20 protein-coding genes are annotated in these 23,611 nt (G+C 72.9%); 9 read left to right on the top strand and 11 right to left on the bottom strand.

What is annotated here, in order from left to right:
* Positions 1 to 1,937 (top strand): hypothetical protein (locus tag VFC33_16140; GenBank protein ID HZR14770.1); only part of this gene is annotated, 1,937 nt, incomplete at its 5' end.
* Between the two features lie 21 nt (positions 1,938 to 1,958).
* Here VFC33_16140 and VFC33_16135 read toward each other — a convergent pair.
* From VFC33_16135 to VFC33_16105, 7 genes are all read right to left on the bottom strand, one after another.
* Positions 1,959 to 3,818 carry a peptidoglycan recognition protein gene (locus tag VFC33_16135; GenBank protein HZR14769.1) on the bottom strand — a complete coding sequence of 620 codons (1,860 nt, stop codon included), beginning with the start codon at positions 3,816 to 3,818 and terminating at the stop codon, positions 1,959 to 1,961.
* Positions 3,819 to 3,928: 110 nt separating this feature from the next.
* Positions 3,929 to 5,149 (bottom strand): ABC transporter ATP-binding protein, encoded by a 1,221-nt coding sequence (locus VFC33_16130; GenBank protein HZR14768.1) that lies wholly within the window; start codon positions 5,147 to 5,149, stop codon positions 3,929 to 3,931.
* Between the two features lie 111 nt (positions 5,150 to 5,260).
* Positions 5,261 to 6,187 carry an ABC transporter permease gene (locus tag VFC33_16125; protein HZR14767.1) on the bottom strand — a complete coding sequence of 309 codons (927 nt, stop codon included), beginning with the start codon at positions 6,185 to 6,187 and terminating at the stop codon, positions 5,261 to 5,263.
* An 88-nt stretch (positions 6,188 to 6,275) separates the two neighbouring features.
* Complete coding sequence (locus tag VFC33_16120; GenBank protein ID HZR14766.1) at positions 6,276 to 8,867, bottom strand: VCBS repeat-containing protein; 2,592 nt, start codon at positions 8,865 to 8,867, stop codon at positions 6,276 to 6,278.
* Between the two features lie 59 nt (positions 8,868 to 8,926).
* Positions 8,927 to 10,303, bottom strand: coding sequence for a glycosyltransferase family 4 protein (locus tag VFC33_16115; GenBank protein HZR14765.1), 1,377 nt, complete (start codon positions 10,301 to 10,303; stop codon positions 8,927 to 8,929).
* 20 nt (positions 10,304 to 10,323) lie between these two features.
* Entirely contained in the window at positions 10,324 to 11,517 is a 1,194-nt protein-coding gene (locus VFC33_16110) for a glycosyltransferase family 4 protein (GenBank protein ID HZR14764.1), read from the bottom strand.
* 68 nt (positions 11,518 to 11,585) lie between these two features.
* Positions 11,586 to 12,695: an FkbM family methyltransferase gene (locus VFC33_16105; GenBank protein ID HZR14763.1), complete on the bottom strand. Its 1,110-nt coding sequence runs from the start codon at positions 12,693 to 12,695 to the stop codon at positions 11,586 to 11,588.
* A gap of 67 nt (positions 12,696 to 12,762) precedes the next feature.
* On the opposite strand from VFC33_16105, the gene VFC33_16100 reads away from it, so the two are divergent.
* Genes VFC33_16100 through VFC33_16070 form a run of 7 tightly spaced genes read left to right on the top strand, consistent with a single transcriptional unit; the run spans position 12,763 to position 20,309 of the window.
* Positions 12,763 to 13,776, top strand: coding sequence for a glycosyltransferase family 4 protein (locus VFC33_16100; protein HZR14762.1), 1,014 nt, complete (start codon positions 12,763 to 12,765; stop codon positions 13,774 to 13,776).
* Positions 13,776 to 14,681 carry a glycosyltransferase gene (locus VFC33_16095; protein ID HZR14761.1) on the top strand — a complete coding sequence of 302 codons (906 nt, stop codon included), beginning with the start codon at positions 13,776 to 13,778 and terminating at the stop codon, positions 14,679 to 14,681. Before VFC33_16100 ends, VFC33_16095 begins: the two co-directional genes overlap by 1 nt.
* Positions 14,678 to 16,024, top strand: coding sequence for a methyltransferase domain-containing protein (locus VFC33_16090; GenBank protein HZR14760.1), 1,347 nt, complete (start codon positions 14,678 to 14,680; stop codon positions 16,022 to 16,024). The genes VFC33_16095 and VFC33_16090 overlap by 4 nt, the downstream gene beginning before the upstream one ends.
* Positions 16,025 to 16,027: 3 nt before the next feature.
* On the top strand, positions 16,028 to 17,119 hold the full coding sequence (locus tag VFC33_16085) for a glycosyltransferase family 1 protein (protein HZR14759.1): 1,092 nt from the start codon (positions 16,028 to 16,030) through the stop codon (positions 17,117 to 17,119).
* Positions 17,116 to 18,240 (top strand): glycosyltransferase family 1 protein, encoded by a 1,125-nt coding sequence (locus VFC33_16080; protein ID HZR14758.1) that lies wholly within the window; start codon positions 17,116 to 17,118, stop codon positions 18,238 to 18,240. Before VFC33_16085 ends, VFC33_16080 begins: the two co-directional genes overlap by 4 nt.
* A gap of 9 nt (positions 18,241 to 18,249) precedes the next feature.
* Positions 18,250 to 19,404 carry a glycosyltransferase family 1 protein gene (locus VFC33_16075; GenBank protein ID HZR14757.1) on the top strand — a complete coding sequence of 385 codons (1,155 nt, stop codon included), beginning with the start codon at positions 18,250 to 18,252 and terminating at the stop codon, positions 19,402 to 19,404.
* Complete coding sequence (locus VFC33_16070; GenBank protein HZR14756.1) at positions 19,401 to 20,309, top strand: GDP-mannose 4,6-dehydratase; 909 nt, start codon at positions 19,401 to 19,403, stop codon at positions 20,307 to 20,309. The genes VFC33_16075 and VFC33_16070 overlap by 4 nt, the downstream gene beginning before the upstream one ends.
* A 17-nt stretch (positions 20,310 to 20,326) precedes the next feature.
* Here VFC33_16070 and VFC33_16065 read toward each other — a convergent pair whose 3' ends face one another.
* A complete protein-coding gene (locus tag VFC33_16065; GenBank protein HZR14755.1) occupies positions 20,327 to 21,067 on the bottom strand; it encodes a sugar phosphate nucleotidyltransferase in 741 nt (246 codons plus the stop codon).
* 85 nt (positions 21,068 to 21,152) lie between these two features.
* A complete protein-coding gene (locus VFC33_16060; protein HZR14754.1) occupies positions 21,153 to 21,896 on the bottom strand; it encodes an alpha/beta fold hydrolase in 744 nt (247 codons plus the stop codon).
* 51 nt (positions 21,897 to 21,947) lie between these two features.
* On the opposite strand from VFC33_16060, the gene VFC33_16055 reads away from it, so the two are divergent.
* On the top strand, positions 21,948 to 22,559 hold the full coding sequence (locus tag VFC33_16055; GenBank protein ID HZR14753.1) for a DUF1802 family protein: 612 nt from the start codon (positions 21,948 to 21,950) through the stop codon (positions 22,557 to 22,559).
* Here the strand turns inward: VFC33_16055 and VFC33_16050 are convergent, their stop codons facing one another.
* Entirely contained in the window at positions 22,560 to 22,781 is a 222-nt protein-coding gene (locus tag VFC33_16050) for a hypothetical protein (GenBank protein ID HZR14752.1), read from the bottom strand. It abuts the gene before it with no gap.
* 296 nt (positions 22,782 to 23,077) lie between these two features.
* Entirely contained in the window at positions 23,078 to 23,548 is a 471-nt protein-coding gene (locus VFC33_16045) for a hypothetical protein (protein HZR14751.1), read from the bottom strand.
* Positions 23,549 to 23,611 lie beyond the last annotated feature (63 nt).

Genomic DNA, 23,611 nt, shown 5'->3' with positions numbered 1-23,611 from the left:
GCCTCGTTGTAACAAGGCATGACGACCGAGAGACAGCGCTCGGCGTCGACGCCGCGATCGGCGGGCGGAGCGGGCACGGCGGGACAGGGTACCGAACCGCGTCCGCCCAGGCACAGGCCGTGACGCAGGCCGACGCCGTGGCACGGGCACCGTCGGTGGTGCGGCTAGGGTCGCTCCGGCGTCCCGCGAGCGAGAAGGTCGAGCCGCTCCCCGTGCGTACCGTCCCGGCGTACACCGCCGCCGACGACGACCCCCACGCAGACGAACCCGTCGCCGTCGCGCGCGCCGACGCCCGACCGACGCGACGTCTCCTCGGCCTCGCGATCGCGCTCGTCCTGCTCCCGCTCCTCCTCCAGGCGATCCGCCTGCTCGTCGACCTGGGCGGGAGGGTGTGGAACCCCGGGGACCTCGCGATCACCGAGCTGTCGATCCACGACGTCGGCGTCCACCCCGTCTGGCTCGGGCCGTACTCGCGGTTCCACTTCAACCATCCCGGCCCACTGCTGTTCTACGTGCTCGCGCCGGTCTACCGCCTGTTCGGGACGCGGTCCGTCTCGCTGAGCATCGGCGCGCTCGCGATCAACGGTGCTGCGTGCGCGGGGATCCTCGTCGTCGCGTGGCAGCGCGGCGGCCGGCGGCTCGTGCTGTGGACGGCCGTCCTGCTCGCAGTCTGGATGCGCTTCCTCGGCGCTCCGCTGCTGCAGAACGCGTGGAACCCGTTCGTGACGGTTTTGCCGTTCGGCCTCGTCGTGGTCCTCGCGTGGAGCATCGCGTGCGGGTCCACGCGCTCGCTCGCCCCTGCCGTGTTCGTCGCGTCCTTCGTCGTGCAGACGCACATCGGGTACACACCGGCGACGGTCGCGGTGCTCGGCGCGGCGATCGTCCTCGGTGCGGCCGACGTGGTGCACTCGGCGCGCGCCGCGACCGGGCCGCGACGGCGGGCGGTCGTCGTCGACGCGCTGCGCTGGCTCGCCGTGGCGGCGGTCGTCGGTGTGGTGGTGTGGTTGCCGCCGATCGTCGAGCAGTTCCGTCACCACCCGGGCAACCTCACGCGGATCGACCAGTTCTTCGAGCACGCGAAGCCGACGGTGGGCGTCCACCAGATGGTGCGCGTGACGTTGCAGCAGCTCGGCGGGATCCCGCGCGCGCTGCTGCCACTGTCCGCGCAACAGCGCGCGGCGCCGAGCGGGTACGGCTTCGGCGTCGTGACGCTCGTCGTGTTCGGCGCGGCGACCGCGCTCGCGGTGCGTCGCCGCATGCCGGACGTCCTGCGACTCGCGGTGCTCAACGTGGTGCTGTTCGCCGCGGCCGCGTGGTCGGTGCTGCGCATCGCGGGCGGCTTCGAGGTCTACCTCGTCACGTGGATCTCGGCGGCCAGCTTCACGGCCTGGCTCGGGATCGGCGCGTCCGTGCTGGGCGACGGCCGCACGCCCGCGCCGGTGCGATGGCCGCGCGCGGCCCGTCTCCACGTACCGCCCGAATGGCGACGGGCCGCACCCGCGGTGCTGCTCGTCGCGTTCTTCGTCGGCACCGCGTTCACGGTGCAGGCCGCCGCCGACGTCGCGAACAGCGAGCCCAAGCCGGACGTCATGCGCGTGCTCGCGCAGCGCACGCTCGCCGCGACCCGCGGCGATCACCGGCCCGTGCTCGTCGTGAACCAGGCCCAGGAGTGGCCGTGGGCGGCGGGGTTGATCCTCCAGCTCGAGAAGCACGGCGTGGCGGCACGCGTCCCGCCCGCCTGGGGCTGGCTCTACGGCGCGCGCCTCGCGGTGCATCCGGAGCGTGCGGGCGAGACGTTGACCGTCACGCCGGCTACGGCGCCGCCCGCGCCGCAGCCGGGACTGCGGCGCGTCGCGTCGTCCGGTGGTGTCGCGGTGTACCTGGCGCCGCGCACACCCGGCGCGCCGCTGCCCGCGAACCTCCCGGTCCCGGGCTGACGCGCGGCGCGCGCGGCCGCGTCACGGCGCGATCGCGAGCTGCCGCGCGTACGGCGGCGAGATGATCGGCATCGGCTGCGGGACGGGCGGCGCGCCGCCGAAGTTCATGATCGTCCCGACGCGGTTCATCTCGTACCCGCCGGTCGCCGTCAGCGCGAAGCCGCGGATCTGGTCGCTGCCGAAGTACGGCGACGGGAGGCGTGGCGCGCCGTTGAGCGGCCACACGCCACCGAAGCCGTCGAGCACGTAGACGCGCTGCGTGCTCGGCTGCACCGCGATGTCGCGCGCGATGTCCCAACCGGGCCAGTACGGGCCGCTGCCGACCGCGGGCGCGCTCCCGAACGGGTGCACACCGCCCCACCCATCGAGCACGTAGCCACCGGTGCCCGACGGCAGGATCGCGACGCGTCGCGCGATGTCCCAACCGGGCCAGAACGTCGTCCTCGCGATGGGTGGCGCGACGCCGAAGGGATGCAGTCCGCCCCACGCGTCGAGGACGTAACCGCCCCGGCCCGAGGGCAGCAGCGTGAAGTCACGCGCGATGTCCCAGCCCGGCCAGTACGAGCCGTAGACGACCGGCGCGCTCCCGAACGGGTGCAGGCCGCCGTAGCCGTCGAGCACGTAGCCACCGCCCCCGCCGGGCAGCAGCTTGACCGCGCGCACGATCTGCCAACCGGGGAAGTACGCGCTCGGCAGCAGCGGGTTCTCGGCGCCGGCCGGGTACAGCGCGCCGAACGCGCTCACGGCCATGAGGCTCGGGTAGCCCGGTTGCGCGCGCCATCCCGGGAACGTGTCGAGCGGCTGGAACTCGATGCGCTGCGTGACGCTCGCGCGGATCGCGGGGAGCATGTCGTAGAGCGCCTGCCCCGGGCACGCGGTGAACCACGTGTCGCGGTGCCCGACGATGTTCGGGATGACCATCGTCGTGCCCGCGGGGAACTTGTCGTTGCCGTTCGTGGTGTAGGTGACGGGCTGGAGCGGGTCGATCCCGCTTGCCGCGAACTTCCACGCGAGCAGCCGCTCGATGGCGTCGATCAGCGCGGCCGACGGTGTCGTCGTCGAGTAGTCACCGATCGCCGCGACGCCGACGCTCTCCCAGTTGAATCCGATGGCGTGTGCGCCGAGCACCGGCTTGTCCGCGCCGCCGTACCGGCCCTCGAAGATCTGGCCGTACTTGTCGACGAGGAAGTTGTACATCATGTCGCAGTACCCGAGCGTGAGCACCGAGTACGCGTAGATCCCGCGGACGATCTGGTAGCTCTGCGCGGGCGAGTAGTTGTTCGAGTCCACCGTGTGGTGGATGACCGCGAACTTCACGGCGTCGCTGTACTGCGGCGCGGGCGAGCAGTTGCGCGAGCGCAGGCTCTCGTCCGCGCCCCACTGCGCGCGCAGGATGACGCTGGGCCACGCGATCGCGGCAGACGCCGAGCTCGCCGGCACCTGCTGCGCGGGCGAGTGCACGGTACGCAGCTCGACGTTCGCGGCCGACCCGGACGCGAGCGTCACGCGGACGTCGCTGTCGCCGTGCACCCACAGCGGCTCGGTCGCGTGCTTCCTCGCGACGTGCGCGGCTTCCTTCGTCCCGGGGTCGGGCCCGGTGTCGACGGCGTCGAGCGGCGTGGGCACCGACCAGTGCCCCGAGGAGTCACGCGTCGACACGGTGAACTGCGCGTTCGGGTCGCCGTCCCACTTCACACCGACGAGATCGGCGCCGACGTTCGCGTCGGCGCGCCATCCGGGCGCGACGCCCTGCGCGCTCAGCGGCACACCCTGCTCGGACACCTTCGGCGCACCGGGCGCGGGTGTCGCGACGGGCAGGACGACGGCGACGAGCGCGCCGACGGACGCGATCGCGGCGAGCGGGAGCAGGCGGCGCATCATCCGGGACCTCCGGCACACGGGGGCGGCTGGGAGCGACGGACCCGAGGACGCTACCGGCTGGCGCGACGGTGCCGCGCGCGGTGCCGTGCGGTCAGTGCGGTGCCGTGCGGTCAGGACACCGCTTCGGTGCGGCGGCCCGACGGGAGGAGCTCGACCCGCATCGGGAAGTGGACGAGCCCCATCGTCTTCCCCGGGTTCATGACCTCGAGGAAGTCCTTCTGGTCGCGGTGGTCGTACGACACGCCCGTCGTGTGGTTGTGGATCCCGAGGCTCACCACGTACACGCCGTCGAGCAACGGTACGCGGTCGAGCACGAACACGATCTCGCCACGGCCGTACACGTCGTCGACGTCCACGCCGATGATGTCGGTGTTCGTGCCGAGGAGCAGGTTGCCGGCCTGGTCGTGGATGTTGATCGCGAACACGACGTCACCGAGGCGCTTGGGCGCGTCGTAGTGCAGGTGGATGCGGACGGGCTCGTCGGGGAGCGCGTACCTGCGCTCCGGGCGGGCGTACTCGATCTCCGCGCCGGTGATCCGCATCTGGCGGGTGTGGCGGAGCTCGTTCCTGATCCCGGCCTCCGCGAACGGGTCGAGCCCGCGGTCGAGGAGGGTGTCGCGGAACGACAGCACCGCCTCGCCGGGAGGGCCGACCATGACGAGCTTGCCGTGGTCGAGCACCGCGGCGCGGTCGCAGATCTGCCGCGTGAGGTCGGCGTTGTGGGTGACGAACAGGATCGTGCGGCCCTGCTTCTGGAACTCCTTGATCCGTTCGAGGCACTTGCGCGCGAACGCCTCGTCGCCCACCGACAGCACCTCGTCGATCACGAGGATCTCCGGATCGACGTTCACCGCGACGGCGAACGCGAGGCGCGCTGCCATGCCCGACGAGTAGTGCTTGACCTGCTGGTCGATGAACGCCTCGATCTCCGAGAACGCGACGATGTCGTCGAAGATGCGTTCGACGTGCGTCTTCGGGAGCCCGAGCATCGCACCGTTCATGTAGATGTTCTCGCGGCCCGTCAGCTCGGGGTGCATGCCCGAACCGAGCTCGAGGAGCGCCGCGACGCGGCCGGCCTTCGCGATGCGACCCGACGTCGGGCGCAGGATCCCCGTCACGCACTTGAGCAGCGTCGACTTGCCGGAACCGTTGTGCCCGAGGAGTCCCACGGTCTCGCCCTGCGCGACCTCGAGGTCGACGTCGCGCAACGCCCAGAACTCCTCGTAGGGCAGGCGGCCGGCCTTGATGACGCGCTCCTTCAGCGAGTGCGCCTTCTCCTGGTACAGCTTGAAGCGCTTGCTGACCCGCTCGACCTCGATCGCCGCGCCCATGGTCAACGGCTCCGAGCGAATTGCGTGGCGGCGACAGGCGGCGGGGTTTCCCCGGCGCCGGCAGGCACCGTTGGTCGGGGAGCGGCGAGCTTGCGAGCGCGACCAGCCAACTCAGATTTCCTCGGCGAAGTTGTCCTCGAGGCGCCCGAAGATCACGAGCGCGACGAAGAGCAGCACGAGCGAGACCGCGAGCAGGATCCCGAGCACCTCGGCGTACCAGACCAGGCCGGTGTTCGGCAGGATCTTCGTGACGTACCGCGTCCCCGCGCTGTCGAACGTCACGACCGTCGCCTTGTTGTAGAGCGCGCGCTGGAACGTGATGACGACAGGTGTCAGCGGGTTGAGGAGGAAGAGCGCGCCGACGCCCTTGTGGTCCGCGACCTTGCGGTACGCGTAGACGATCGGCGTCATCCAGAACCACGCGAGCAGCGCGAGCTCGAGCAGGTGCTCGGTGTCGCGCGCGTAGACGTTGATGGCCGCGAGCGCGATCGACATCGCGGCGAGGAACACCACCAGCGCGAAGAGCGCGACCGGCAGCAACGGCAGGTAGCTCCACGCGGGGACCTGCCGGAACACGACCAGCGCGAGCAGCAGCACGACCGTCTGCAGGAGGAAGTGGACGAGCCCCGCGCCGATCGAGGCGAGCGGCAGGATCTCGCGCGGGAACCACACCTTCGTGACGAGCGACGCGTTGCCGGTGATCGACCCGGTCGACGCGCCGAGCGCGATGCCGAAGAGGTTCCACGGCAGCAGGCCCGCGAGCAGGAAGATCGCGAAGTTCGGGACGCCCGCCGGCAGGAAGTACGTGAAGACGACGTAGAAGACGACGAGGTACAGGGCCGGGTTGAGCAGCGACCACACGAAGCCGAGGACGCTGTTCTTGTACTTGACCTTCAGCTCCTTGCGCACGAGGCTGCCGAGGAGCTCGCGGTACTGCCACAGGTCGATCAGGCGCCGCACCGGGTTCGGGCGCGACGAGACGTCGGCGAGCTGCGGCGCGGGAGCGCTCCGATCGGCAGGTGCGGTGATACTGGCCATGCGGCGGTGTCGCCCCCTGCGGGACGCCGCGACGGTACTACGGGCTCTCCGTCACCCCGTGATCATCGTGTGCCGGTCGGGCCCGGTGTCACGGCGCGATCGACAGGCCCCGTGCCACGTCGCCGGACCAGTACCCGGTCGTCGAGACGGCGGGAGCACCGCCGAACGGGTGCAGCGCGCCTCGCCCGTCGACCGTGTAGCCCTGGGGGTGTCCGGGCGAGGAGTCGTGCATCAGTGCGACGCCGCGCACGATGTCCCAGCCGCGCCAGTAACCGGTCACCGCGACGGCGGGCGCACCGCCGAACGGGTGCAGGCCGCCGAAGCCGTCGACCGTGTACCCGCCGTTGCCGTCGGGGTCGAGCGCGAGGCCGCGCACGATCGCCCATCCCGGCCAGTACCCGCTGACGCTGACGACGTGCGCGCTGCCGAACCGGTGCAGGCCGCCGAACGCGTCGAGGACGTAGCCCGCGGGACTGGTCTTGGTCGAGCCGGGCAGCATCGCGATGCCACGCGCGATGTCCCACCCACGCCAGTACGCGCCGGACATCGGGACCGCGCCGCCGAACGGATGGAGACCGCCGAACCCGTCGAGGACGTAGCCGCTGCCGTCGCCGTTGAGCGCGACGCCGCGCACGATGTCCCAGCCCGGCCAGTACGCGTTCGTGTGCACGAGCGGAGCGGCACCGAACGGGTGCAGGCCGCCGAACGCGTCGACCGTGTAGCCGCCGGTCCCGTCGCTCGTGACCGCGATGCCGCGGCCGAGTGGGGCGGGGAACGTCGACGCGGGCAAGGGCGCGCTCGCGGCCGCGCCGACGGTGCCGTCCCACGCGGTCGTGTAGGCGGCGGTGAAGGGCTGCGCGCGCGTCGCCCCCGCGAACGAGACCGTCGTGCTCGACTGCCCGCTGACGTTGCCCGCGCCGTCGACCGCGCGCGCGTCGACGGTGTAGGTGTGACCTGGGAGGCCGTAGAGCACGCTGCCGCCGCTCGCGGTCGAGCCCGAGCGCGACGTCGGCGTCGCGCGCGAGTACCAGGTCCCGGCCGGGCCGCCGTCGTCGCTCACGGTGAGCGTGAAGTACGCGACGCCCGTTCCCGCGTCGCTCGAGCTCCACGTGACGTTCGCCGCCGTCGTGGCCGGCGAGCTCGCAGCGGGGAGTGTGGGCACGCTCGGCGGCGTCGTGTCGAGGATCGTGCCGGTGCGCTCCATGTTCTGCTTGAACGTTGCCCAGCCGAGCGTCCCGGGCGTGTGCTTCGTGCCGAACTCGTAGACCTGTAACAGGTCCCCGGGGTCGCGCAGGCCGTCGACGTTCGCGTCCAGCTGCGCCTGGACGAGGATGCGGGTCTCGCCGGGACCGGCGAAGACGGTCGGCGTCGACGCGGGCGCGAACACGTGCCCGTCGAGCGGCGCGCTCGCCTCGAGCGCGCCGGTGGCGAGGTTGAAGACCTTGAGGTCGTGGTCGAGAGCGGAGACGACGTCGGGTGTGCCGTCACCGTCGACGTCCGCGATCGTCACGCCGCCGTGCGTCGGGTACCCGGCCGAGCAGCCCCACGACGCGCCGCACTGGGTCCACAGCACCTGACCGTTGGGCTTGATCGCGGTGATGTAGCCGCCCTCCATCGCGACGACGCTCACCATCCCGACGCCCGGGAGGTTGGCGACCGCGGGCGACGCCATGACCGCGCCCAGCGTCGGCACCGGCCAGCCCGGCAGGTCGTGGCCGAAGCGGTCGAGCCCCCACACGACGTGCCCGGCGTTCGGGAAGTTGAGACCGGTGCCGACGACGACGTCGAGGTGGCCGTCACCGTTGAGGTCGACGACCGCGGGCGAGGACCAGATCGTCTGACCGGGCAGTGAGCGCGGCCAGCCCGGTTGCAGCGTGCCGTCGTGGCGGACGACCCACACGAGTCCCCCGCCGGGATACGGCGCGCCCGGGTAGTAGTCCATGTCGGCGCCGAAGACGATCTCGGGCCAGCCGTCGCCGTCGAGATCCGCGACGACGGGGCTCGACCAGATCGTGTCGTAGACCCAGACGGGAGGGAAGACGTCGAGGCCCGTCGAGTAGTGCCACGCGTACAGGTGGTTGTCCCAGCTCGTCACGATGATGTCGAGCGAGCCGTCGTGGTCGAGGTCCGCGACCGCAGGCGTGCCGAACACGCCCGGCGGCCCGTTCCTGAACGCGGTCGCCTTGTGGAACAGCGGCGCGCCGTCGGTGCCGCGCAGGACCCAGACGTCGCCGGTGCCCGCGTTCGCGACGAGCACGTCGAGCTTGCCGTCGCGGTTGAAGTCGTACAGCAGCGGGCTGGCCTGGATCGGGCCCGACCCCGTGAACGCCGTCCACTTCACCGACCCGTCCAGGCCGAAGACGCGGACCCATCCGTCCATGCCGCCGGTGACGACCTCCAGCTGCGAGTCGCCGTTCAGGTCGCCGACCGCCGGGCTCGAGAACGCCTCGTTCGTGCCGACCACGTTCGGCAACGCGGCGTAGGGCTTCTCGCTCATCGGCGAGACGACCTGCCCGAGCTGCACGGAGCTCGCGTGCACGGCGGCGGCGCGTGACGAGGGCGTCGACGCGTGGGCTGCCGGCGCGGACCCGGCGACCGCGAGTGAGACGAGCGTGGCGACCGCCGCGAGGACGACCGTGACACGGCGCGGACGCGACGACGTGGAGAAGACGTGTGGCACTGCGGGGGCCTTCCGTGGACCTGAGGTTCGCGTACCTACTGAATTCGGTCGCGGCGGCCTCAGCCTTGAGCGTCCCGCGGCCCCTGCAACTCGGCGGCCTCGATCGACGCGTCACGGAGACGGTTCACCTCATCGACGATCGGGTCGATCTGCCACGCGGTCAGGCGCCGGACGGCCCGCTTGAGCAGCGACGCCCCGGGCCGTGCCGACACCGGTTGCGGGAGGACGAGCGGAGGGACGCGCCGCAAGGGCGCGCTCGACGTGAGCTGCCGGCGCGACGCGCCGTTCGCCGCGCGCGCGGCGCCGGTCGCCGTCGGCCCGAGCGAGCCGCGCTGCGCAGCCGCGCGTGTGCGGATCTCGGCCATGACCGCGTCGCGGCCGTCGTGCGGCCATGGCGCGCTCGGCGCGGCGGGTGCCGCGGGCCCCGAGGGCACCCCGAGCGCGGTCCGCATCGCGGCGACGAGCTCGTCGTCGTCGTCGACGAGCATCGTGCCCGGCGCGGCCTGCCCGGCGAGCCCGCCGACGCGCGTCGCGATGACCGGGCGCTCGTAGAGGTTCGCGCGCTCGACGACACCCGACGACCAGATGAACCGGTACGGGAGGACGACGACGTCGGACGCGACGAGCCACAGGTCGAACGTCTCGTCGCCGACGTACCCGTCGTGCAGGAACGCACCCGGCGTCTGCTCCACGAGATCGCGCAGGTCCTCCATGTACCCGACGTACTCGGGCTCCTCGACTCGGAGCGATCCGACGACGTCGATGCGGCGCGGCGCGGCCGGGTCGACCGCGCCGAGACGGGCGAACGCGCGAACCGCGCGGTCGAACCCCTTGTGCGGCTGGACGAAGCCGATCGAGAGGAACATGAACGCGTCGGCGGGGACACCGAGCCGCGCGCGGGCCTCGTCGCGCGTCGCGTCGGTCCGCCGGCGGAAGCTCTCACCGTGGTGCAGCGTGTCGATCCGCGAGAGCGGGACGCGGAACGCGTCGGCGAAGAGCCGGCGCTCCTCGTCGGTGTGCACCGAGATCCGGTCCACCGCGCCCCACATCGCGCGCGTGGCGACCGCGAGCACGGACCGGCCTCGCCCGGTGTCGTAGTTCACCTCGTGCACGCGCACCTCGACGTCGTGCGCGGTACGGAACGCGGCGAGCAGGCCGAGCGTGGTCTCGAGCCGCCGCCGGTACGTCGCGAGCACGGGGAAGAACATGTCGGGGTGGAACTGCACGATGACGCGGTCGTACGCGCCGGTGCGCTTCGCGAGCGCGAGCGGTCCGCGCCGCGAGGTGAGCTCGAGGTGGTGGTGCGCGGCGGACGGCTCGGGTGAGAGGACCTCGACGTCGTGCCCGTCCGCGCGCAGGCGCTTGACCTCCTGCACCGCGTAGTTCGCGATGCCGTCACGGACCGGCGGGTACGGCGTGACCATCAGGATCCGCAACGTGCTGGTCTCCTCCGCGTTCAGCGCGCGGGCAGCCAGGCGTCCAGCGTGCGCTCGGCGCGGTCGAGGACGTCCGGCCACGTGTAGTTGTCGAGGACGTACGCACGCCCCGCCGACGCGATCGCGGCTGCGGCCGCGGGCTCGTCGGCGACGAACCGAAGGCACTGCTCCAGCTCGGCGTCGTCGTCGTAGAGCAGGCCCGCGCCGGATCGGTCGCAGTGCCAGCGGACGACCTCGCTCGCGCCGTTCGCGATGACGAGCGTGCCCGCGAGCCAGGCCTCCATGATCGTGCGCGAGAAGCTCTCGTAGCGCGACGGCTGGAGGTACGCGTCCGCCGCGGCGAACGCGTCGTTGCGGTCACGCGTCTCGCAGAACCCGAGGTCCACCACGCGGTCGGCGATCGCGCGCGGCGCCTGGACCCGGCTCGTTCCCATCGTGACGAGCGAGAACGGCAGCTTCGACCGCTCGTTCGCGGCCGCGAACCCGTCGAGCAGCCGTTCCCAGTTCTTCCCGCCCTCCCGGCGCCCGGCGTAGAGCACGAACCGGCCCTCGATGCCGTGCCGGCGCCGGAAGCCGTCGACGTCGTACGACGCGGGAACGTCGAGTCCCGAGCCGATCACCTCGTGGGGCGGGAGTGTCGGATGGATGCGCGCCGCGAGCCGGGCCTCGGGCTCCGAGAGGAACCAGAGCCCGCGCGACCCGCGGAACAGCGGCTCGAACAACTCGAGGTGCGCGGCGGGCTCGTCGTGCAGGCACGGCATGAGGATCGTCCGCTCGGGCGCGACCTGACCGCACGCGAATGCCGGCCAGAAGAGGTACGGCGCGAAGACGATCGCGCGGTAGCGGTCCGACTCGTCGAGCAGGAAGTGGAACAGCTCGGGGACACGGACGTCGTCGTTCATCCACCGGGACTGCTCGCGCAGCCCGAGGCGTGCACCGGCGAGCATCGCCGCCTCGTACGTCGCCCGCTCGGCACGCGCGGTCGAGATCACCGTCGGGAAGCGACGGACGGTCACGCCGTCGTGCTCCTCCATGCCGGCGTCGTACTCGTTGGCCCACGTGAAGTGATCGCGCGCGCACGTCGTCAGGACCTCGACGTCCCACCCGCGCGCGGCGAGCCCGGTCGCCATCTCGCGCACGACCGCCTCCGCGCCGCCGATGACCTCCGCCCCGAAGCGCGGGGGCACGAACGCGAGGCGGCCCGTGCGATCCATGCCGGCCGATCGTAGCGAGGCCGATGCGATGCACCCGGTCATCACGCGGGCGCCCGCCGTCCGTCGCGCTACGTGCTCTCCGGCTGCAGCACGAGCGTGACGTACCCGCCGACTGCGTTCACCGCGCGGTCGACGTAGTCACGCGCGGGTGCGTCGGGCAGCAGCTCGGGGTCCTCGAGGACGCGGACCTTGTACCCGAGATCGCGGTAGAAGCCCACGACGCTCTCGGCGTCGCTGCCGAGGTACGCGATGAGCTCCGGGTTGAACTCGGCGAGCACCCACGGTCGGCTCCGCCGCAGCATGTTCGCCATGCCCTCGATGGCACGGTGGTCCATGCCCTCGATGTCGATCTTCACGAGATCGAACTCCGCGTCCGGCGGGAGGATCTCGTCGAGCGCGACACACGGGATCTGGAAGTCGGGCTCCACGTAGTCCAACGCGTACGCGCGGTTGCCGCCGGTGTTGTCGAGCGAGAGCGTCAGGTCGACGATGCCGGTCTCCGCACCGAGCGCGACGTTGAACGGCAGCGCGTTCGTCAGCTGGTTCCGCACGATGTTGGCGCACAGCAACGCGAAGTTCGCGGGCGACGCCTCGAAGCTGATGACGCGGCCCTTCTCGCCGACGGCACGCGCCGCGCGCAGCGTGTGGTACCCGACGTGCGCGCCGACGTCGATCACGTGCATGCCCGGGCCCAGCAGCGACGTGATGAACTCGGCCTCCTCGGGCTCCCACCTCCCCTGCTCCTGCAGCGGAGGTGTGATGTACCGGTCGTAGCCGGGCAGGAGCATCGAACCCGCGTCGGTCGACGCCTCGACGATGTCGTCGGGCAGTCGCGGCGCCCAGCCACCGTGGGACAGCAGGTGCTGCTCGACCTCGTTCCGCCAGCGCGCGACGTCGACGCCGACGGCGGCCGGATCGCGGACGAGCCGGCGCGCGAGCGCGTCGCGCACCTCTCCGGCGAGATCGGGCGCGGCCTCGCGCCGCGTCAGCTCGTCGACGTACGCGACGAGCATCTCGAGCGTCTGCTGGTCGTGCTCGCGCGTGTGACGCGTCAGCCGCAACACGGCACGGCGGATCGCGTGCGCGAGCGCCGGATACCGGCTCGGTGTCGTCACATCGGGCGTCGAGCGGACGGCGTCGAGCAGCTGCCGACGCGACGAGTCGACCGAGGAGTCCATGGACCGAGCCTACCGGCGCCCCGACCCGGCAGAAGGGAACGGATCGACGTGAGTAGGCTCGATCCGAATGGACATCTGCGTGTGCGGCGCCCAGGTGCCCTTCGTCCACGGCGGCGCCGAGCTCCACATGGACAACCTCGTCGGCGCGCTGCGGGACGCCGGTCATCGCGCGGAGCTCGTACGACTGCCCACCGCGTGGGACCGCATGCGCGTCTTCGACGCCGCGCTGGCGTGGCGGCTGGTGCCGATCGACGCCGAGCTGGTGATCGCGACGAACTTCCCGTCCTACTTCGTCCGGCACCCGAACAAGGTCGTGTGGCTGTTCCATCAGCACCGCGCCGCGTACGACGCCGTCGAGTCGCCGTGGTCCGACTACGGGCTCGATGACGAGTCGCTCGAGGCGCAGCGGATGCTGACCGAGTGGGACACGCGCGCGCTGGGCGAGGCGCGCGCGCTGTTCACGACGTCGGGAGTCGTCGCGGATCGCCTCGCGCGCTACAACGGCTTGACCGGCGAGCCGCTGTACCACCCGCCGCCGCTGTTCGACGCGCTGCGGCCCGGTCCGTTCGGCGACTACGTGTTCTGCCCGACGCGGCTTGCCGCGAACAAGCGACCGGCGCTCCTCGTCGACGCGATCGCGGCGTCGACGTCCGGCGCGCGGCTCGTGATCGCCGGACGCGGTCCGCTCGACGCCGAGCTGCGCGGGCAGGTCGCGTCGCTCGGCGTCGCGTCGCGCACCGAGCTGCCCGGCTTCGTCGCCGACGACCGTCTCGTCGAGCTCTACGCGAACGCGCTCGCGGTCGCCTACGTCCCCTTCGACGAGGACTACGGGTACGTCACGCTGCAGGCGTTCCGAGCCGGGAAGCCCGTCATCACGACCGCCGACGCGGGCGGAGTGCTCGAGTGGGTCGAGGACGGCGTGACGGGCTTCGTCACCGACGGGACGCCGAGTGCGCTCGGCGCCGCGATCGACCGGCTCGCCGCGGATCCCGATCTCGCGCAGCGCATGGGCGAGAAGGCTCGCGAGCGCGTCGCCGATCTGAGCTGGGCGCCCGTCGTCGACCGGCTCCTCGGCGTGTGATGCGTGCGCGGCGACCGACGGTCGAGGTCCTCGGCGGGTTCCGCACCGTGCCGGGGACCGACGCGCTCGTCGTCGCGCTCGGACGCGTGTGCGACGTCCGTGCGAGCGACCCTTCCGTCGTCACGCCGGACGCTCGCCTCGCGCTCTCGAGCGACGCGCACCGGCTCGATGCCGCGGTCCGGTCCCGCGACCGCGACGGAGTTCCGGTCGCGGTCGTCGTGGGACCCCACGACGACGAGCGGGTGCTCGCGTCGCGCGTCGACGTCGTCGTGCGGATGGGAACCGCGGAGCCCGCGTCGGCCGGCGACCCGGCCGACGCGTTGCGGTTCCCGCATCCCGCGGTCGACACGTCCGAACATCCCCCCGTCGGGCCGCTCGTGCGCGCACGCTGGCGCCGGCGCCTCGCACTCGACGGCGACCTCGCAGTGGTCGTCGGCTTCCCGCAGCCCACGCCGTTGCGTGCCGAGTCGGTTCCCGCCGCGCTCGCGGTGTGCGCGGCCGCCGCGGTGCGCGGCCCGCAGGTCCTCGTCGCCCTCGCGCTCGCGACGCCCGTCGTCACCGACGCGGCGACGGCAGCCTGGCTCGGCGCAACCGACGGCGACGACGTCGCGGTCGCGCGGACGGCGTCGGACGCGCGGGAGGCCGCGCGCGTCCTTGCTCGCGACGACCGCACCGCGGCGCGGCTCGGCGCGGCGGGCAGGCGCCTCGCCGAACGTGTCCACGACAGCGGTCGCGCCGCACGCGACCTCCTCGACCGGCTCGGTGTGCGCCGCGCGGACGAGCAGCCGGGGCCGCACCTCGCCGACCGGCTCACGGAGCTCGGCTCGCGCGCCGCCGGACCGGTCGTGCTCCGCGCGTACGAGCGCGCGGGACCTTTCGTGGCCCTCGCCGGTGACGCCCGATGAGCCACCCCGACCTCGAGCCGGCCGCGCTCGACGCGCTGCGGGCCGACCTCGGCGACACGGCCGCGGGCGACGGTCGCACGGGTGACGCGAGCGACAAGGCGCCCGGTCCCGTGACGCCCGCGGCCGCGCCCGACGCGCCCGACACGCCGGGAACGCTGCGCACCCGGGTCAAGCACGCGGCTCGCGAGACCCTTCGTCCGTATGTCGGCAGCGCGCTCGACCGCCTTGCCGCGCGCCTGCAGGACCGCGTGCGCGAGTCCGTGCGCGCGGAGCTCCGCAGCGAGTACGGCCCCCTGGAATCCGAATTGCAGGTCGTCAAGGCGCGCGTCGACGCGATCGAGGGGCTGCTCGCACCGATCGTCGAGCTCGGGCGCGCGAACGAGCGCGTCCACGTGCTCGAGGTGAACCAGGAGCTGCTCAAGGGTGAGCTCGGCGCGTTCCACGCCGCGCTCGACTCGCTCGGCACCGCGATCGCGCCTGCCGCCGGGCTGGCCGGCGTCCCCGAGCGGTTCGCGGAGCTGCGTGAGCGCGTGAACGCGATCGATCGCGAGCTGCGACGCGTGCGCGCGGGGACGAGCACGCCCCCAGGCGACGCGGGCGCGCCGCCCGCGGTTGCGACCACCGAGCCGTCGTCAGGGTTCGACTACGTCGGGTTCGAGCACCGCTTCCGCGGCGACCCGGCCGCCGTCCTCGCCGAGCAGGAACGGCGCTATGCCGACCTGCTGTTCGAGCACCAGCCCGTCGTCGACATCGGGTGCGGCCGCGGCGAGCTGCTCGAGGTCCTCGCGTCACGCGGCGCACGCGTGGTCGGCGTCGAGCCGGACCCCGGCATGGCGGCGGCGGCGCGCGCCCGCGGCCTCGACATCCACGAGACCGGCGCGGTCGAGTTCCTCGGCGCCGCGGAGCCGGCGTCGCTGGGCGCGATCACCGCGATCCACGTGGTCGAGCACCTCGACCTCGACACGCTCGTCGCGTTCTTCGAGCTCGCCGCGACGCGTCTGCGCGCGGGCGGCGTGCTCGTCGTCGAGACGCCGAACCCCGCGTCGCTCGTCGTGCTCGGCAACTCCTACGTCATGGACCCGACGCACGTCCGCCCGCTCCACCCCGCCCTGGTCACGTTCTTGTGCGAGCGGGCCGGCTTCCGCGACGTGCGTCTCGAGTTCCACGCGCCGGCGTCCGCGTACCACCTCCCGCTCCTCCCCGAGCCGCCGGCGGGGACGGACGCCGTCGTCGTCGAGGACGTCCGCCTCGTCAACGACGCGTTCCGCCGCCTGAACGACTCCCTCTACGGGCCCCAGGAATACGCCGCGATCGCGACCGCCGCGCCCGCTCGCGACGTCTGAGCGGTGCGCGTCGCGCTCGACGGCACGCCGTTGCTCGGTGCGCGCACGGGGGTCGCACGCGTCGTCGACGGCCTGGTCCACGGGTTGTGCCGGCGGGACGGCGTCGACGTCGTCTGCTACGCGGTGAGCGGGCGACGCGCGCTGGACGGCGTGCTGCCAGACGGTGTCACAGCGGCGCGATCGCGCCTGCCCGCGCGGCTGGTGCGCGAGCTGTGGATGCGCAGCGACGTGCCGCGCATCGAGCACTGGACCGGGCCGGTCGACGTCGTGCACGCCACGAACTACGTCGCGCCGCCGGCGCGCGTCCCGACGCTCGTGTCGGTGTACGACCTGACGTTCGTGCACTTCCCCGAGATGTGCACGCCCGACACGTTGCGGTATCCCCGGTTGCTGCGCCGTGCGCTCGCACGCGGCGCACACGTGCACGTGACGAGCGAGTTCGTTCGCGACGAGGTCGTGGAGCATCTCCACGCCGACGAGCAGCGAGTGTCGTGCGTCTACCCGGGGCTCGCGCCGGTCGCGGGCGGGGACGGCGGGCGAGGGCGGGAGCTCGCGGGCTCCGCGCGGTACGTGCTCGCGCTCGGCACCGTCGAGCCGCGCAAGAACCTTCCTCGCCTCGTCCGCGCGTTCGACGCGGTGGCCGCGGCGCACGACGACGTCGTGCTCGTCGTCGCCGGTCCGGACGGCTGGGGTTCGGACGCGTTCAGGGCGGCCGTCGACGCGTCGAAAGCACACACACGCATTCGGCGTCTCGGCTACGTCTCCGACGACGACCGTCGCGACCTGCTCGCGGGCGCGACCGTGTTCGCGTACCCGTCGGTGTACGAGGGGTTCGGGTTCCCGCCCCTCGAGGCGATGGCCGCCGGCAGCGCCGTCGTCGCGGGCGCGGCGGGCTCCCTCCCCGAGGTCCTCGGCGACGCCGCCCTGCTCGTCGACCCGCAGGACGTCGACGCGATCGCCGGCGCGCTCGACGCGCTGCTCCGCGACCACGGCGCGCGGGGCACGCTCGTCGAGCGCGGACACGCGCGCGCCGACCGGTACACGTGGCGGCGTGCCGTCGACGAGATGGTGGCCCTCTACGGTTCCCTCCTGTGAGACCGCATCGCGCGCAAGCGCCGCACTCGTTGCGCGTCGCGCTCCACGTCGGTCAGCTGTTGCAGCGCGTCCCCGGTGGCATCGGCCGCTACGTCGAGGGGCTCTTCGGCGCGCTCCCCCGAGCCGGGGTCGAGGTCGTCTCGTTCGCGGCGGGTGACCCGTCCGTCCACCGCGCCGCGGGATGGCCGTCGTTCACCGCGCTCGGACACCCGTACGCGCCGTGGCGCTACGAGCTCTGGCACCGCCTCCGCTTCCCACCGGTCCGCATCGACGCCGACGTGGTGCACGCGCCGAGCCTCGCGGTGCCGCCCACCGGACGACGGCCGCTCGTCGTGACGGTCAACGACGTCGCGTTCCTCCGCTACCCGGAGATGTTCACGCGCCAGGGCGTGCGGTTCCACCGGCGCGGCCTCGATCTCGCCCGGCGTGACGCGCGCGCCGTCATCGTGCCGTCCACCTTCACGCGCGACGAGCTGCTCCGCGAGGGGTTCGACGCGAGCCTGCTGTTCGTCGCGCATCACGGCGTCGACATCCCGGGTCATCTCGCCGACGACGTCCTCGCGTTGCGGCTGCGCCGCGTCGGCGTCGCACCGCCGTTCGTGCTGTCGGTCGGGACGCTCGAGCCGCGCAAGAACATCCCGTTCCTCGCGCGCGTCGTCGCACGCGTGCGCGAGCGGCACCCCGAGGTCACGCTTGTCCGTGTCGGTCCGCCGGGATGGGGCGACGTCACGTCCATCGAGGGACCCGGGGTCCGCGAGCTCGGCGCGGTCGACGAGGACACGCTCGACGCGCTCTACCGCGCCGCGACCGTGTGCGCGATGCCGTCGCACTACGAAGGCTTCGGGCTCCCCGTCCTCGAGGCGATGGCGCGCGGCTGCCCGGTCGTCGCCTCCTCCACGTCGAGCCTGCCCGAGGTCGTGGGCGACGCCGGGGCGCTCGTCGCCCCGAACGACGACGACGGATGGTTCGACGCGCTCGTGCGCGTCGTCGAGGACGAGGAGGGACGCGACGCGCGCCGTCGCGCGAGCGTCGAGCGCGCTCGCCGCTTCACGTGGACCGAATCCGCGCACGTCCACCGCGAAGCGTACGAAGCCGCGCTCGCGCCGGGTCCGCGCTCGTAGACTCGCACGGTGCGGCTGCTCCTCGACGTCTCCGCCGTACCGGCGCGACCGGTCGGCGCGGGCGTCTACGCGGTGAACCTGGCCCGCGAGCTGTCCGCACGCGACGGGATCGACGTCCACCTCGCCACGCGTCGAGCCGACGGCGCACGCTGGCTCGAGCTCGCGCCCGGGGCGACGGTGCACGCGGTCGCACCGGGACCCCGGCCCGCCCGCCTCGCGTGGGAGCAGCTGGGCGGCCCGACGCTGGCCCGCCACGTCCGGCCCGACGTCTGGCACGGCATCCACTACACGATGCCGTTGCGCGCCGACGTCCCGTGCGTGGTGACCGTGCACGACCTCACGTTCTTCGACCATCCCGAGTGGCACGAGCGGACGAAGGTCGCGTTCTTCCGGCGCATGTTGCGCGAGTCGGCACGGCGGGCGGTCGCGCTCGTCGCGGTGAGCGAGTTCACGGCCCGCCGGCTGCGCGACGTGCTGACACCCCGGGCGCCGATCGTCGTCGCGCCGCACGGCGTCGACCACGAACGCTTCCACCCTTCCCCCGATGCCGATGCGGCCGACGATCTGGCGCGCGTCGCCGCGCTCGGCGCGCGTCCTCCGTACGTCGTCTCCGTCGGGACGATCGAGCCGCGCAAGGACCTCCCGACGCTCGTCGCCGCGTTCGCCACCGTCGCGCGCCACCGTCCCGACCTCCGGCTCGTGATCGCGGGGGGCGACGGCTGGGGCACCGCCGCGCTGCGCGATGCCGTCGAGCGCAGCGGTGTCGCGACGCGCATCGTGCGGCCCGGGTACGTCGACGGCGACGCGGTGGCCGCGCTGTACCGCCGCGCCGCGGCCGTCGCCTACCCGTCGCTCGAGGAGGGGTTCGGTCTGCCCGCGCTCGAGGCGCTCGCGTGCGGCGCCCCGCTGGTGTCAACCCTGGGATCCGCGGTCGAGGAGGTCGTCGGCGACGCCGCGCTGCTCGTACCGCCGGGCGACGCGACCGCGCTCGCGTCCGCGCTGGACGCCCTTCTCGGTGACGCGGCACTCGCCGAGGCGCTGCGCGCGGCCGGCCCGGTCCGGGCCGACGGCGCGACGTGGGCGCGTGCGACCGACCGCCACGTCGACGCGTACCGGATCGCGCTGCGGTCACGCGACGTCGAACGTGCCGGAACGCGCTCGTGAACGCGCTCGTCACGGGGGCGGGCGGGTTCGTCGGCCACCATCTCGTCACGCACCTGCAGGCGTGTGGCGACGACGTCGTCGCGGTCGACCGGCACGGTGAGCGCACCATGGACGTGACGGATCTCGACGACGTCGTCCGCACGTTCCGCACCGTCCGGCCCGACGCCGTCTACCACCTCGCCGCGCTGAGCCACGTCGGCGAGTCGTGGGACGCGCCCACCGCCGCGTTCCGCGTCAACGCCGAAGGCACGCTCAACGTGCTCACCGCCGCGCGCGACACGGGTGTGTCGCGCGTCCTGGTCGTCGGCAGCAGCGAGGAGTACGGCGCGCGCCCGGCCGGCGAGACACCGATCACCGAGACGACCGCGCTGCGGCCCATGACGCCGTACGGCGCGGCGAAGGTCGCGTCCGACTACCTCGCGCTGCAGGCGTTCCTCGGCGACGGGCTGGCGACGGTACGCGTGCGGCCCTTCAACCACACCGGGCCGGGCCAGTCCGACCGGTTCCTCGTGCCGGCCCTGGCCCGCCGGATCGCGCTCGCGGAGCGCGACGGTGCACGCGAGGTCGCGGTCGGGTCGCTCGACCCGGTCCGCGACATCAGCGACGTGCGCGACGTCGTGCGCGCGTACCGGTTGCTCGTCACCGACGGCGAGCCGGGCGACGTGTACAACGTCTGCTCCGGCCGCGCCGTGACCGTCGAGGACATCGCGCGGCGACTGCTCGCGCTCACCACGCGACGGCTGGAGCTGCGCGTCGATCCCGACCTCGTCCGTCCCGTCGACGTGCCGTGGCTCGTCGGCGACCACACGAAGCTGACCACGGCAACGGGGTGGCGACCCGAGATCGACCTCGACCGCACCCTCGCGGACGTCCTGGACGACGCGCGGACGCGCGTCCGTGCGTGACCGCCTACCTGTTCGCGTTACTTGTTCGCGCCGAAGCGGCGGACGAAGTCGTTCACCGTGTAGTACGCGTCGATCGACTCGCCGGCGTCGCCCCAGAAGCCGTCGATCACGTCGTAGCGCATGGTGCCGGCGTCGACGAAGTGGTTGTTGACGTCGGTGATCTCGAGCTCACCGCGCGCCGACCGTTCCAGACGGGGCAGCACATCGAAGACCGACGCGTCGTAGAAGTACACGCCGGTCACCGCGTACGGGCTCGGCGGGTCGTCGGGCTTCTCGACGATGTGCGCGATGTGGCCGTCGTCGCCGAGCCGCGGGACGCCCAGGTTGCGGAGGTGCGCGGGGTCGCCGACCTCGGCGAGGAGCACGCGCGCGCCCGTCCCCTGCTCCCGGAACCGCCCCACCGACGCCCGGATCGAGCGTTCGAAGACGTTGTCGGCGAGGAGCACGACGACCTGGTCGTCGTGGACGAACCGCTCCGCGAGCCCGAGCGCCTCCGCGATCCCGCCGGGGCGCTCCTGATACGCGTACAACAGCCGCTCGAGACCCCACTCGTGGCCGTTGCCGAGCAGGCGCAGGAACTCGCCCGCGTGGGTCCCGCCGGTGACGAGCATGACCTCGGTGATGCCGGCGCGCACGAGCGACTCGATCGCGAACGCGACCATCGGCCGGTCGTAGATGGGGAGCAGGTGCTTGTTCGTGATCCGCGTGAGCGGGTCGAGGCGCGTCCCCTGCCCGCCCGCGAGGATGACGCCCTTCATGGGCCGGGAAGCTTAGAGCCGCTGGGCCGGTTCGCTCGCTGGCGAGCGACCTCCGCTCCTCCGTCGCTCCGGTCGCCGGAGCCGCTCAGGTGATCTGGCGGTCGAGCCAACCCAGGAGCGCAGCGACCGCACGTGGGTCGTGACGCAACCGGTGGCCGGCGGCGTGCACGAGGCGCAGCTCGGACGCGGGCGCGGCCGCATCGGCCAGCGCGCGTGCGTCGCTGACCGGCACGACGTCGTCGGCCGTGCCGTGCAGCACGAGCAGCGGACGCGGCGGGAGGCGACGCGCGATGCGGAGCGGGTCGAGCTCCGTGATCCCGCGCACCCACGCGTTCACGTCGTGCGGGAACGCGGGATTCCGGATGACGCCCATCGCGCGCGCGTGCTCGAGGAAGCGCGCCGGGTCACGCGTCCAGTCGCGCATGTTGACGGGCGCGGCGAGGACCGCGACACCGCGGATGCGCGCGTCGTCCGCGGCCGTCGAGATCGCGAGCGAGCCTCCGAGGTTCGTCCCCGCGATCCACACGCCGGTGACGTCGTCGCGCGCCCACAGCCACTCGGCGGCAGCGCGCTGGTCGGCGCGCCAGCCCGCGATCGAGAAGTCGCCCTCGGACGCACCCGTCCCGCGGAAGTTGAACGTCAGCACGGCCCAGCCCGCTTCGCGCGCGATCCGATCCGCGAGCTCGGGGAACGTCGCGCCGGACGTCGCCGCGCCGCGCGGACCACTCGGGAAGCCGTGACACAGGACGAGTCCGGGGACGCGGCCGCCGGGCGGGCGGGCGAAGTGCGCGCCGAGGCGCAGCCCGCCCGACGTGATCGCGTCGTCCACCCGTCCTCCCGCTCGCGCCGTCTCGACGTCGGTTCTCTATCCTGGACGACCGTGCCGGGCCCGGACCGCATCCCCGCGTTCAAGGAGTGGGGCGTCATCGTGGACGCGCTGCTCGAGGGCGAGCAGATCGTCGACGTGCGCAAGGGCGGGCTGCGCGAGGAGGGTCGCCACTTCGCGCTGCGCTCGACGCGGTGCTGGCTCTACCCGACCGTCGAGCACCAGCGTGCCGACCTGCTCAAGCCCGCGTACCGCCACCGCGTCGAGCTCAACGAGGCGGCCGCACCGCCCGACGACACGATCCGCATCGACGGGTGGGCCGACGTCGTCGGAGTCGCGAAGCTCACCGACCCCGCGCAGCTGACCGAGCTCGGATCGAAGCTCATCTGGTCCGACGACTACGCCGCGTCGCGCCTCAACTGGAAGAAGCGCGACCCGCTGTGGGTGCTCGTCGTGCGCGCGTACCGGCTGCTCGAGCCGCTCACCGTCCCGATGCGCGACGAGTACCGCGGCTGCAGCTCGTGGGTCGACCTCGACGGGCTGCCGGACGACCCCGCTGCGCTGCCGAGCGAGCCGGTGCTGTCCGACACCGCGTTCGAGGCGCGTCGCAAGGGCGTCGTCGACGCGCTGCCGGACGGCTCGCTCACGGAACCGGTCGTCGCGTAGCTACTCGATGCCGAGCTCGGCCCCGAGCGCGGCGAGGCGATGGAGCCGGTAGCCGCGGTTGCGGGCCTCCGCGAGCGTGTCGGGCCCGAAGCAGGTGAACTCCTGCGACGCCATGAGCTCGTCGAGGACGTCGTCCGACGGCGGGTGCTCGAGGTCGTAGACGAGCTGGCTGCGCTTGTCGCCGACGTAGCGGAAGCCTTCGAAGCGATCGAGGTGGGTCACGGCGTCTCCGGAGAATTGTGGAGGGGGCGCTCGCGCGCCCCCTCCACATCGAATGGGCTGAAAGGCATCGCCGTCCGGGACACACGGGTGGGACCAACTCCCGTCCGGGCTCGGCGACGGTGCGGCGGGTGGATTCCGCCAGGCGGTCCAGCCATCGGCACCCCGTGGGGGCGCCCCTACGGCCTAGCGGCCGCGCACCTCCAGGGTCCCACGTTGATCATGCATGTATGGACCACCTCCTTTCCCTGGTGCCCCATTGGTAGCACGCGCGGAGGGGCGGCCGGGAGCCGTTTCGGTCACGCAGGCCGGTCGTCGTCGCCCGGCTCGGTCCCCGACGCGCCGGGCGGTGCCTGCGAGCCGATCGCGCCGATCGCCCGCAGGTAGGTGAGCTGGGTGTCGATCACCGCGTGGACCTGCTCGGGCAGGTACGCCTCCCCGGTCGCGGCCGCCCGGCCGAGGATGTAGTCGACGGTCTCGGACCCGCCGACGACGACCGGCCCCGCCGGCGTGGGCGACGAACCGTTCGCCGACACGCCCTTCCGCTGGAAGAACTCGAGCTGGAAGTCGAGGATGCGGCGGACGTCGTCCTCCGTGAGCGTCGCCGCGACGTCGTCGGGCACGTGGCGGACGACCCACGCGAACGCCTCGTCGGGGTCGAACACGGCGGCGGGCGGGTCGACCGCCATGCGACTCGCCTCGCGCACGACGAACGCAGCCGCGATCGCGAGCACCACGGCCACGACGAGAAACCCGACGAGAACCGCCATTCGATCAGCGGCCGAGACGCGTCAACCGACGTAAGCCGCTGTTGGTGAGGCGCCGCCTCGACG

Source organism: Acidimicrobiia bacterium (genome assembly GCA_035651955.1).
In the GTDB taxonomy this organism is placed as follows: Bacteria; Actinomycetota; Acidimicrobiia; order IMCC26256; family JAMXLJ01; genus JAMXLJ01.
Note: the sequence above shows the minus strand (reverse complement) of the source record. Positions and strands in the feature narration are given on the sequence as shown.